Source organism: Marinobacterium stanieri (genome assembly GCF_900155945.1).
In the GTDB taxonomy this organism is placed as follows: Bacteria; Pseudomonadota; Gammaproteobacteria; order Pseudomonadales; family Balneatricaceae; genus Marinobacterium; species Marinobacterium stanieri.
Window position 1 is genome coordinate 72849 of record NZ_FTMN01000001.1, and the last position, 12170, is coordinate 85018.

Annotated in this window: 11 protein-coding genes; 9 read left to right on the forward strand and 2 right to left on the reverse strand. The window is 57.6% G+C overall.

Annotated elements, in window-relative coordinates:
- The first annotated feature begins 132 nt into the window (after positions 1 to 132).
- A complete protein-coding gene (locus BW956_RS00325) occupies positions 133 to 2757 on the forward strand; it encodes an EAL domain-containing protein (RefSeq protein ID WP_076459964.1) in 2625 nt (874 codons plus the stop codon).
- Here the strand turns inward: BW956_RS00325 and dauA are convergent.
- Positions 2699 to 4429 carry a C4-dicarboxylic acid transporter DauA gene (gene dauA / locus BW956_RS00330; protein ID WP_076461238.1) on the reverse strand — a complete coding sequence of 577 codons (1731 nt, stop codon included), beginning with the start codon at positions 4427 to 4429 and terminating at the stop codon, positions 2699 to 2701. The genes BW956_RS00325 and dauA overlap by 59 nt on opposite strands.
- Positions 4430 to 4539: 110 nt before the next feature.
- On the opposite strand from dauA, the gene BW956_RS00335 reads away from it, so the two are divergent.
- From BW956_RS00335 to BW956_RS00370, 8 genes are all read left to right on the forward strand, one after another.
- Positions 4540 to 4725 carry a hypothetical protein gene (locus BW956_RS00335; RefSeq protein ID WP_010322229.1) on the forward strand — a complete coding sequence of 62 codons (186 nt, stop codon included), beginning with the start codon at positions 4540 to 4542 and terminating at the stop codon, positions 4723 to 4725.
- Positions 4726 to 4833: 108 nt separating this feature from the next.
- A complete protein-coding gene (locus tag BW956_RS00340; RefSeq protein WP_010322228.1) occupies positions 4834 to 5043 on the forward strand; it encodes a DUF2788 domain-containing protein in 210 nt (69 codons plus the stop codon).
- A 76-nt stretch (positions 5044 to 5119) separates the two neighbouring features.
- A complete protein-coding gene (locus BW956_RS00345; RefSeq protein WP_010322227.1) occupies positions 5120 to 5692 on the forward strand; it encodes a LemA family protein in 573 nt (190 codons plus the stop codon).
- A gap of 3 nt (positions 5693 to 5695) precedes the next feature.
- On the forward strand, positions 5696 to 6628 hold the full coding sequence (locus BW956_RS00350; RefSeq protein ID WP_083702873.1) for a GIDE domain-containing protein: 933 nt from the start codon (positions 5696 to 5698) through the stop codon (positions 6626 to 6628).
- 83 nt (positions 6629 to 6711) lie between these two features.
- Positions 6712 to 7122: a hypothetical protein gene (locus tag BW956_RS22150; RefSeq protein WP_010322225.1), complete on the forward strand. Its 411-nt coding sequence runs from the start codon at positions 6712 to 6714 to the stop codon at positions 7120 to 7122.
- A 34-nt stretch (positions 7123 to 7156) separates the two neighbouring features.
- A complete protein-coding gene (gene kdsA, locus BW956_RS00360) occupies positions 7157 to 8005 on the forward strand; it encodes a 3-deoxy-8-phosphooctulonate synthase (protein ID WP_010322224.1) in 849 nt (282 codons plus the stop codon).
- 79 nt (positions 8006 to 8084) lie between these two features.
- Positions 8085 to 10232 carry an SUMF1/EgtB/PvdO family nonheme iron enzyme gene (locus BW956_RS00365; protein ID WP_076459968.1) on the forward strand — a complete coding sequence of 716 codons (2148 nt, stop codon included), beginning with the start codon at positions 8085 to 8087 and terminating at the stop codon, positions 10230 to 10232.
- Positions 10233 to 10245: 13 nt separating this feature from the next.
- Complete coding sequence (locus tag BW956_RS00370) at positions 10246 to 11658, forward strand: DUF4139 domain-containing protein (protein ID WP_076459970.1); 1413 nt, start codon at positions 10246 to 10248, stop codon at positions 11656 to 11658.
- On the opposite strand, the gene BW956_RS00375 is transcribed toward BW956_RS00370, so the two are convergent.
- On the reverse strand, positions 11655 to 12140 hold the full coding sequence (locus BW956_RS00375; RefSeq protein WP_076459971.1) for a tetratricopeptide repeat protein: 486 nt from the start codon (positions 12138 to 12140) through the stop codon (positions 11655 to 11657). The genes BW956_RS00370 and BW956_RS00375 overlap by 4 nt on opposite strands.
- Positions 12141 to 12170: the final 30 nt, after the last annotated feature.

Below are 12170 nucleotides of genomic sequence, written 5' to 3' on the forward strand. Positions count from 1 at the left end.
CCCAAAGTAGGTGATCAAAATCTATAAAAATTAAAAAAAACAGCTCGATACAGGGTAAAATCTGGATATCGGTCGTCCAATCGATACACTTCACCCAACGAATTTGGTCATAGCCCTTACATGCAGGCCTGAATGAAACGCCTTTCAGCACGTGCGCTCAAACTGATGCTGGTGCTCACCGGTTGTAACCTGGTGATTTTGCTGGTGTCCTTTACCAACTTGCTCGGAACTTCAGATAACAGCAACGCATCTGTTATCGAGTCCCGCGCTGTCGGCGTGACCATCATTTTTGTTCTACTGCTGTTTGTACTGCTGATGGGCGACCTGCTCAGACGCTTCATCTTATTGCGCCAACAGTCCGAATCCGCTCGCGAGCGCATGCATGACGCCGTCGAAAGCTTGCCTGAAGCCTTCGCGCTCTTTGCGCCGGGTGGCCGCATGCTGCTATGTAACAGCCGCTGGCGCGAAGTGTATCCGTGGATGGATAACCTTGAAGTTGAGCGCTGGGATGCCTTTCAGGAACAGCTGGCGCCCCACATCCTCAAACGTGAACCGGTCGATAGCAGCCGCCCCGGCTCCGAAACCTGCATTGAGCACCTGGACAGCGGCCACGCAATCCTGGCCAACAACAGCCAGACCCGCGAAGGTGGCATGGCCTGCGTGCGCACCGATATCACCCACACCCAGCGAATCGAACAGAAGCTGCGCAGTCTGGGACGGGCTATGGAACAGAGCCCGGCATCGGTGATGATCACGGATATCCGCGGCAACATCGAGTATGTAAACCCCAAGTTCTGCCAGGTATCCGGTTACAGCCGTGATGAGGCTCTGGGCCAGAAGGCCGACCTGCTGCGTTCCGGCGAGATGCCCGATCAGGTCTACCGCGAACTCTGGGCTACTCTGGAACGGGGTGAAGAGTGGCATGGCCAGCTGCTGAACCGGCGCAAGGATGGCTCCCTGTTCTGGGAGTCCGCTTCCATTTCCGCTGTCCGGGATGACCAGGGCTTTTGCCACAGCTATATCGCCGTGAAGGAAGACATCACTCAGCAGAAGGAAACCGAAGAACAGCTGAAGATGATCGAGGCGGTGTTCAACACCAGTAACGAAGCGATCATGGTGGCGGATGGAAATGGCCTGATTAAAACCATCAACCCGGCCTTTACCCGCATCACCGGCTATGAACTGGACGATGTGAAGGGACAAAACCCCAGCATCCTCAGCTCCGGCCGTCACGACGCCCATTTCTACGACGACATGTGGCAGGAGATCATTCGTCAGGGTTCCTGGAGCGGCGAGATCTGGAACCGCCGCAAGAACGGCAGCATCTTCCCTGAATGGCTATCGGTATCCGTGGTGCGCGACAGTGACGGCGAAATTCACGAATACGTTGCTGTTTTCTCCGATATTACCAAGCGCAAGAACGACGAAGCCCAGATCGTGCGACAGGCGTACTACGACGAACTCACTGAGCTGCCCAACCGCACACTGATGTCAGACCGCCTTAACCTGGCCATTCTGACTGCAGACCGTGATGAGCAGGTCATCGCGCTGTTGTTTATCGACCTGGACCGATTCAAGTACGTCAATGATTCCCTTGGTCATGAGTACGGTGACGACCTGCTCAAGCAGGTGTCTGCACGTCTTAACGACTGTGTAAGGGATACTGATACCGTGGCCCGCTTTGGCGGTGACGAGTTCGTGGTGCTGCTGCACAACATCAAGTCCGAAGGCGATGCTTCCCATGTAGCGCAGAAGCTGATTGACCAGATCAGTACGCCGTTCAACCTGTCCGGCCGCGAGATCATCATTGGTGCCAGTATCGGTATTGCCATGCACCCCGGCGATGCCGACACGGCTGAAGAGTTGATCCGCAATGCCGACCTGGCCATGTACAAGGCAAAACAGTCCGGTCGCAACCAGGCCCACTTCTTTACGGCGACCATGCAGGAGCATGCCAACCAGCGCATGACCCTTGAGCAGGACCTGCGTCATGCCCTCAGCCGCGATCAGCTGGAAGTACACTATCAGCCGATCATCGCCGGACACAGCCGTCGTGTTCAGGGCGTTGAAGCCCTGTTGCGCTGGCGTCACCCCGAACGTGGTCTGATTCCGCCGGACCAGTTCATTCCGCTGGCCGAGGAAACCGGCCTCATCGGTGAAATCGGACGCTGGGTGCTGCAAACCGCCTGTGCTCAATTGGCTGAATGGCGCAATCAGGGCCACGCTCTGTATCTGTCCGTCAATATCTCCGAACGTCAGCGTGAGCTGAGCCTGGATGCCAGGCAGGTCGAGCAGGTACTACAGCAGCACGAGCTGACGCCCGGCGACCTGATGCTGGAAATAACCGAAGGACTGCTGCTGCAGGACAGCGAAGAAACCTTGCGTTGGCTGCAGGGCTTCAAGACGTTGGGCGTCAGCCTGGCCATTGATGACTTCGGTACCGGCTATTCGTCTCTGAGTTATCTCAAGCGCTTCCCGGTGGATACACTCAAGATCGACCGAGAGTTCATTAACGACCTGGATTCGGACCGCTACGCCCAGTCACTGGTCAAGGCGATCATCTCAATGGCGGCCAGCCTGGATCTGCGTCTGGTCGCCGAAGGTGTGGAAACGGAACAGCAGTGCCAAATGCTGCTCGACCAGCAGTGTGAACTGATGCAGGGCTTCCTGTTCTGCCGTCCATTGCCGGCAGAAGCCCTCAGTGACTGGTTGGAGCAGGAGTCAGAGACTCCAGCGCTGCCGCCAGTGTCGGACTGAAGCTCAACACACCCTCTTTCGGTTGCACCCCTGCACGGCTCAGGGCTCTCAAGGGCTGGAACTGAAGATCGGCGACGATAACGCGGGTCCCGCGCGCCTGACACTGGACCACAAACTGCTCCAGCGCATTAAGCCCGCCGGCATCCAGCAAGGGCACAGCATCCATATAGAGCACCACACCACGGGCCTCGGAACAGGCATCGGTCAGCTCTTCCAGTACCCGCTCGGCCGCAGCAAAAAACAGCGGCCCGCTCACCTTGAACACCTGCCAGCCTGCCGGTAGCGTCTGGGGCACATGCTTGCGCTGCTCACTGATATCCGTGAAGCGCGTCATCCCGGCCAAATCCCGCATGAACAGAAGAGACGCCAGCAAGATGCCGGCAAAAATGGCAATCACCATATCGAAGAGCACCGTCAGCAACAGGCAGGTCAGCAACACCAGCACATCCCCGCGCGGCGCCCGCTTCAACAGATGAACCACTTTCGGGGCTTCACTCATATTCCAGGCCACCATCAGCAGCAGTGCGGCCATACTGGGCATGGGCAGCCAGGCCAGCATGGGCGCCAACACCAGCAACCCGGCCAGCACCACCAGCGCATGCACTGCACTGGCCAGAGGTGAGCAAGCCCCTGCCCGGTAGTTGGCTGCCGAGCGCGCCAATGCCGCTGTTGCGGTAAACCCGCCAAAAAACGGCGCCACCAGGTTACCTACACCCTGCCCCAGCAGCTCGCCGTTGGCATGATGTCGCTTCCCGGTCATGCCATCCAGCACCACCGCGCACAACAGGGACTCAATCGCGCCCAGCATGGCGATGGAAAATGCCGCCGGCAGCAGCTCCCTCACCAACGACCAGGACCAGTCCAGAGGCACACCCTCAGGCCCCGGCTGCTGCCAGGGCCAGGTCAATTCGGGGAAAAAAGGCGGAATACCCTGCCCCTCAGTGCCATCCGGCAGCAGGTAGGAGAAACGGCTGCCGATGGTATCCACCTCCATACCGAAGGGTTGCAGCACCAGCATCAGGGCCACGCCCGCCAGCAGTGCCGGCAGGTGGCCAGGAACGGGCAGCCTCAGGCGCGGCCAGAATACCAGCACGGCAAAGGTCACGGCCGCCACGGCAAATGCCGCTATATCCATACTCGGCAAGGCCTGTAGTAATGCCCATACGCGTGGTAACCAGGCTTCAGGCAGGGTCAGCGACAGCCCGAACAGATCCGGAACCTGCAGCGTTGCGATAACGATGGCAATACCCGAGGTAAACCCCAGTGTGACCGGCTCGGGAATATACTCGATCAGCCGTCCCAACCGGGCAAAGGCCAGCACCAGCAGAATCAGCGACGACATCAGCGTCGCCACCAACAATCCAGACAGGCCATATTGCTGGGCCACAGGGTAGAGAATCACCACAAAGGCGGCAGTAGGGCCCGACACGCTATAACGCGAACCGCCGGTCAGTGCGATCAAAAAGCCGGCGATGATGGCGGTGTAGAGTCCGTACTCAGGCCTTACGCCGCTGGCAATCGCCAGGGCCATGGACAGCGGTATGGCAATGACGCCAACACTCAGGCCGGCCATCACATCACGCCACAACTTGCCGCTGTCATAACCCTCACGCCACACCTCACGCAGGGCACTGGACAACGACAGGGCATGAAGGCGTGTATGGCGTGACATCCGCGAGACCTCGAACATGAAATTGATTCAGTTACATTACATTTTGCTCAAATACTATTCAATGTTAATATGATTAACATACCTTCAAGTTAAGCTGTCTGGATTGCTTCATGGAAAAACGTACTGCCCGCCTTACCCTTCTGATCGACCCGCAAAAAAAAGCCGTATTTGAACGCCTCTGTAATGAGCAGGATGTGACGCCATCACAGATGGTGCGCAAGTTCATCCGCGATTACATCGAAACGGAGCTGGGCCCGGAGTGGCAGGAGCAGGTGTTTGGCCCTGAGGAGCCCTGAGGTTCCATCTGCCTCGCATCGGGATGCAACAATCGTCTGCAAAGTTAGCGCTTATGTCTGGCGCCGCTATCCGGTATAATTTTTGCCCAAATTTTCGGGAGGTTCGCAATGCGTCTTGAGGAAATCGAAGCCATCATGCTCAATGTCGGACTGGTTGTTTTTGCCGGTGCGATCTTCTTCATCATTTACGATCTGGCCAAGAAGTCCAATGCAGGGCGCTTTGGCACCATTATTCTGTTCTTCGCTCTGGGCCTTGGTCTGGCGGCATTTCTGGTCAAAACCATCGTCGTCGAACTGATGGAAGGCGGCGGCATCTAACGCAGCCGCGCCACGCCTTTCCCCCAAGTTCTGCCTGGTTTATAGTGATCCAAGGATTACTCAGGCAGGACTGCAAATGGATACTTCGCTGATCATTTTTCTCGCCATTATTGGCGTCGCCGCTTTCTACTTCATCTCCATCTACAACCATCTGGTTCGACTGAAACACGCCGTATCCAAGGCCTGGGCCAATATCGATGTGTTGCTGAAACAGCGCCATGACGAGCTGCCAAAGCTGGTTGAAACCTGTAAGCAGCATATGGGTTATGAGCAGAAAACTCTCACCGCCGTCATGGAAGCACGCTCTGCAGTTGCCAGCGCCCGTGAACGCGAGGATGTCGGTGCGCTTGGGCAGGCCGAAACCCAGCTGCGACTCGGGCTGGGCAATCTCTTTGCCGTCGCCGAGGACTACCCTGAGCTGCGTGCCAGCGACAGCTTCATGCACCTGCACAGCCGTATTACAGGACTTGAGTCAGGCATCGCCGACCGTCGCGAATACTACAACGACTCGGTCAACCACCTGAATGTACGCATTGAACAGTTCCCGGATGTGATCGTCGCCCGCAAGTTCGGCTTCAAAGCCGCTGAGCTGCTGGAGTTCGACGAGGCCGAAAAGGCCGACGTGAACATGAAGAACCTGTTTGGTTAAGCCATGTTTCTGGATATTGGCCCGTTCGAACCACTGGAAAAAACCATTTTCCTGTGCATTCTGGGTGTGCTTTGCCTGGGCGCACTCTGGTTTGTCTTCAGCCGCATGCAGCGCTATCGCATCATTGCAGATACGCCTACGGCACGTATCCGCTCGGCGCCCCAGGGCTATGTGGAAATCATCGGCCATGTCATTGCCGGTGAAGACGGAATGCTCAGCGCCCCGCTCTCCGGCCGGCCCTGTGTCTGGTACCAGTACAAGGTGGAAGAGCTGGACGATGTGAACGATAAAAAGCGCTGGCGCACTATTCGTAGTGGCTGCTCAGAGCACTGGTTTCAAATCAATGACGGCACCGGAACCTGCCTGATCGATCCCGAAGGCGCGGAAGTCAGCACCAACCACAAACATACCTGGCAAGCCAGCGGCTCCTTTCCCGGCCTCGCATCCGGCCTTGGTTCTGAAGGCATCGCCTCGGTGATGACCTCAGTACTGGGAGGCGAACGCTACCGCTATACCGAACGCCTCATCTTTGAACATGAGCCCATTTATGCACTGGGTCGCTTCAACACGGTGGGCGGTGGCCGCGATCAGCTTGACCAGGCCAGCACGGCAAGGGATCTGCTGCGCAGCTGGAAGCAGGACCCCGAAGGCCTTAAGGCACGCTTTGATGCTGATGGTGACGGCAACATCAGCATGGATGAATGGAAAGAAGCGCAAAAAGCGGCACGGCGGGAGGCGCGTGAGCAACAGGCCGAATTGCATGCCCTGCCCGACATGAATGTGTTGAACGATCCAGAAGACGGCAAACACCCGTACCTCTTATCAACACTGGATGAAGAACAACTGATAAAACGTTATCGCTGGATATCATTGGGATGTTTTGCGGGCAGCCTTACTACTTTCTGGCTGTTTTTGGAGGTTTTGCTGGCAAACTGAGCAAAAAGTGCTCAAGCTGCACTACAGGACGCCGACATTCATCCTATATTCATCTTATACGTGCGTTGTTCGAGGTCGATATAATGAGATGCCCAGAGCATTATCTGCAACACCCCGACCGGATCAAACTTGAACTGCTCCCGATCGTACCCGCTCCGCAATGGAGTGACGCCTCGCTGCCCCTGGGACTGTCGCTCCTGAGTTTTCGTCTTTACACGCCCGGCAAGTGGCTCAGGATTACCGCACCCGGCGTCGATCCTGATCTGGGCATTAATGCCCTGGTTGTTGAATGCCTGCCTGTACCTGGCCAAGAAAGCCAGTATCGCCTTAAGCTGGCATTCCCTGACCAGGAACAGCTGTTCAGGGCCCGCATGCTGGAGCAACTTTGCCAGATCTGTATATCGCAGGAAGACGCCCCTGACGATGACGCCGAAAAGCTGGCACTGGAATGGATCGAGTCAGAGGCGGCACATTTTCCATCGGATGGCTTATAATCCCTCTTTTACGCGCCAGTAATGAGAGGAATCTATGCAACAGAAGGTTGTTACCGCAGGAGCCATCGAGATCAGCAACGAAAAGCCCATGGTGCTTTTCGGCGGCATGAACGTGCTGGAATCGCGGGATCTGGCGCTGCGCATTGCCGAACACTATGTCGAGGTCACCCAGAAGCTCGACATCCCCTACGTATTCAAGGCCTCTTTCGACAAGGCCAACCGCTCCTCTCTTACCTCCTTCCGTGGTCCGGGTCTTGATGAAGGTCTCAAGATTCTTGAAGAGGTCAAGAATACCTTCAATGTCCCTCTGATCACCGATGTGCATGAGCCCTACCAGGCCGCACCGGCTGCCGAAGTCTGCGACATCATCCAGTTGCCGGCCTTCCTTTCTCGCCAGACCGATCTGGTCAGTGCCATGGCCGCAACCGGTGCCGTGATCAACATCAAAAAGGCCCAGTTCCTGGCCCCCCAGGAAATGAAGCACATTCTGCACAAGTGCGAAGAAGCCGGTAACGACCGCCTCATCCTGTGTGAGCGTGGCAGCAGCTTTGGCTACAACAATCTGGTAGTGGATATGCTGGGCTTCAGCGTCATGAAAGAGTTTGGCTATCCGGTCATGTTTGATGCCACCCATGCACTGCAGATGCCGGGCGGTCGTGCCGACTCTGCCGATGGCCGCCGCGCACTGGTTGCCCAGCTGTCACGTGCAGGTCTGTCTCAGGGTATCGCCGGTCTCTTCCTTGAGGCTCACCCGAATCCGAATGAAGCCAAGTGTGACGGCCCCTGTGCGCTGCCGCTGGACAAACTGGAACCCTATCTGCAGCAGATGAAAGCAGTCGACGAACTGGTTAAATCTTTCCCGCCTCTGGATACCAGCGCCTGATACCCGGCGGACACGGGGGCTGACATTGGCCCCCTGTCCTGTTGTACTCTTGCTGTTGTTCTAAGGAAGGCTACAGCCGATGGCAAATACCCATGAAAAAGTGTTCAACGCGCTCAAGGAAGAGCTGGTCGTAGGACCTGATCACCACCGTTTTCAACTCACACGCAAACAGCGTGATCATTTTGCAGGGCAAATCTGGGAAGCCGAGGATATCTCAACGGCAGCCCGTACCCAGGTCAGCCTGCTGTTTCTCTGGCCGGTTCTGGCCGCACAGGCCAATGTCACCAAGAAAGTCCACCGCCTGGCCCAGCAGAACCGCTCTCTGACACACCCTCATATCCTGCGCACCTATGGCTATTTCAGCTGGCGCGGACTTGAGTTCCTGTCGCTGGAGCATCTGAATGGCCAAACCCTGGCCGATCTGTTGCAGAAAAAACAGGCAGCAAAACTGTCCGCAAAACAGAAGCAGGGGCTGCTGACCCAGCTGACCAAGGCACTGGAGCGCTCACCCTCCCCCCATGACCTGCTGGCACCGGACTGCGTGTTTCTAAACACCGGCGGCGGCGTCAAACTCTTTGGTTTTGGCTGGCGCCCCGTCATTGCGCCACTGGCAGACAGCCTGCCGACAAAGCCGCACTACCACCGCTACCAGGCGCCTGAAGCCTTTCATGCCCACACCCCTGCGCCACAGAATGATGTCTACGCTCTGGCGGTCATGGCCTGGGAGCTCTACTCCGGCAAAACGGCGTTTCAGGACAAGGACGGCGAAAGTACCCGTTACCAGCGCGAGTTCAAGCAACCCTCCGGGCTCGACAAGTCCCAGTCGCAGACACTTAACCAGGCACTTTTACCTGAAGCAGAACAACGCCCCGAGAGCGCTCTGGCCCTGATCAAGGCGCTGTTTGCTGAGCCGGAGCAGGCTGAAGAGCCAGAACTGGATGCACAGGCGCTTGAAGCCGAAGAGGGTGAAAAAAAACCGACAGAAGAAACAGATAGCGATGCGTCTCAGCCCACACCCGAGCCGGAAGCGGCCGAGAGCACGCCAGAACCCGAGTCGGCAGACACCAGCGATACAGACACTGCTCCAGCCACAGACGCTCCAGCCGAGGACGATGATGCGGAACACGCGGAACCCCGTAAAAGGCTGAGCCTGGCCTTTCTGAAACCGGGGCCTGCAGCCCGGCGTTGGCTGGGGCTGGGCGCCGCTTACCTGTTCGGCATACTGACCGGCAGCTGGCTGGCCTTGATGTTCTTCGGCGGACAGCTGGATAACGTGGGTTCTCAGGCCGTTGCCATGATGAAGGACAACCGTGAGCTCAGAGCCGCGTTTGAATCCTCCGAACAGGAACGCCAGCGCCTGCAACAGGCACTGGAAGCCGCACAGGCCGAATCCGTCAAGGCTGCCGCAGCCCCAGTAGAAAATGAAGACATCTTGCCTGCCGATGAAGTACGTGAATCCGGCCAACCCACACCTCACCTGACTCTGTTTCAGGATGAACTCATGGACGGCAGTCGCGGCCCGCAGATGGTCGTGATTCCGGGAGGCCAATTCCGCATGGGCGATCTGCACGGCCAGGGCGACGACAATGAATACCCGGTGCATGATGTTCAGATCCCGGTCAGCTTTGCACTGGCACGCTATGAAGTCACCTTTGAAGATTATGATCGCTTTGCCGAAGCGACCGGCCGTGATTTGCCCGAGGACGAAGACTGGGGCCGAGGCCAGCGCCCTGTTGTTAATGTGAGCTGGCAGGATGCCGCAGCCTACGCACGCTGGCTGGCCGAACAGACCGGACAGCCCTATCGCCTGCCGACAGAAGCCGAATGGGAATACAGTGCCCGCGCAGGCACCCAAAGCGTCTACTGGTGGGGCGATGAGATGCTGGATGGCTATGCCGTCTGTGATGGTTGTGACACCCAGTGGGGTGGCAAACAAACCGCTCCCGTCGGCAGCGCAAAAGCGAACCCCTGGGGGTTGCATGATATGAGCGGCAACGTGGATGAGTGGGTATTGGACTGCTATCAGCCTGACTACAGCAACGCTCCGAGCGACGGCAACGCGGCCCAGATCACCGGCTGCAACCAGCGCGTGATGCGCGGTGGTTCCTGGTTCGATATTCCGCGTCTGACCCGCCCCGCCAGCCGCTACCGCCACCCGGCCAATACCTCCCGCAACAGCTGGGGGTTCCGAGTGGCACTGGATTTGAATGAAGCGAACAGTCAATAAACCGGAGCCCCCAATGACACCGAACCGACTTTTGCAGGCCATGGCACTGACCCTCAGCCTCCAGCCCCTGGCCGGACTCAGTGCAGCACCATTGCAACTGACCGAGGAAAGCCGTGAAAGCCTCAGCCTGACGCTGTATCAGCGTAACCTGGCACTGGTAGAAGAAACCCGCACCACACCGGCTTTACCCAGCGCCAGCCCGATCACCCTGAACGGTGTAAGCTCGCAAATGCTGCCGGAAACCCTGCAAGTCATCGGTGCCGGTACCATTCTTGAGCAGAACCTGGAAAGCAATACCCTGGACCTGAACCGACTGCTGCAGCAACAGATCGGACAACAGATCCGTCTGATGCGCTTTAACTCGGCGACCGGTGATGAACAGGCGCGCAGCGTTCGACTGCTGCGTGCACAAGGCAATATGTTGATGGTGGAGAATGGCGAAGGCAGTATCGAAACCCTCACCCTTCACGACGGCCAGTGGCGCCTGCTGCTCGACAGCCCCGGGCAGTTCCAGCTCAAGCCCAGCCTCTCTTTCCAGACCCAGGGCACTGATAAGCCAGGCCAGGCACAGCTGCGCTACCTTACCCGCGGCATCAGCTGGAGTATGGATTATGTGCTGAACCTGGAAGCCGACAGCAAGCACTTGAACCTGCAGGGCCTGGCCACGTTGAGCAACGACAGTGATATGGACTGGCCCGATGCCCGCATCAAACTGCTGGCCGGTGAGGTTAACGAGCCGCAACAGGCGTTCCGCATGGAAAGCAAGGCACTGGCAATGTCGGCACGTGCGGACTCATCTGGCGGCGCCAGCCCCTCAAGCGTGCAGGACTACCACCTTTATAGCCTCGAACGCAGCCTGAGCCTGCAGGCCCAGCAGCAAAAACAGATCCCGCTGATCAGCCAGCAACGGCTGCCCACGCAGATTGAATATCATCAGCAGATCCAGGTCGCGACGCACCAGCAACAGCCGGTAGAAGGCCTTAAACCGGACATCAAGCTGAGCTTCGAAGCACCCGCAGTCGCTCAAGGGCGCACACCTCTGCCGGCCGGCCAGGTGCGTGTGTTCCGCCCGGATGAACAGGGGCAGCAGCAGTTCATTGGCGGCAGCCATATGCCCGCCACCGCACCAGGCGACCGTGCCGAAATCACCCTGGGTAAAGCTTTTGATCTGGAATCAGAATATCGCCAGACCAGCTTCACCAAGCTGTTTGACGGCTATGAGACGAGCTACACCCTCACGCTGAGCAACCGTTCCGAAGAGAGCAAACCCTTTGTGGTGACCGCCCTGATGCCACGCCCGTTTGAACTGATCAAGGCAGATGTAGAGCCGGCAGAAACCAACGCCAGTAACCTGAAATGGACACTGAACCTGAAAGCAGGTGAAACCCGCGAACTGAGTTTCAGCGTCAAACTGCTTAGAATTTAGGCACCACTTTCTGCGAGTGGATGTTGACGCTTGCGCCAGCACTCCGCTCGAGCGGGGTCGATAGCGGCCCCCAGTACACCCTCTTCATAAACCTCGACCATACGCCTGACGGCCAGCGGATGACGCTGCTCCCCCGCCATGCGGTAATAGGCCAGAGCCTTGGCCGGGTCGGGCCGAAAATAATGCTCAAACCCCTGCTCGTAGATACGCCCCATTTGATACTGCGCCTTGGCATCGCCCATATCAGCAGCACGCTCCAGATAAATTCCACCCTGCACCCGGCTGGCCACATCCTCGCCCCGAAAATGCAGCAGGTGCCCATAGGTCGACAGCGCTGCCCGGCTGCCACTTTCAGCAGCGATACGGTAAAGCTTCATGGCAATTCGGTGTCGTCGTTTGGACCCCTTGAGCACCGGCAGATGAAACAGACGTGCTGCCATCCAGTGAACCAAAGGCGCCATCGAGCGTCTTAACACACGCATCCTTATATCCTTGTGCACTTAAAGCAATTA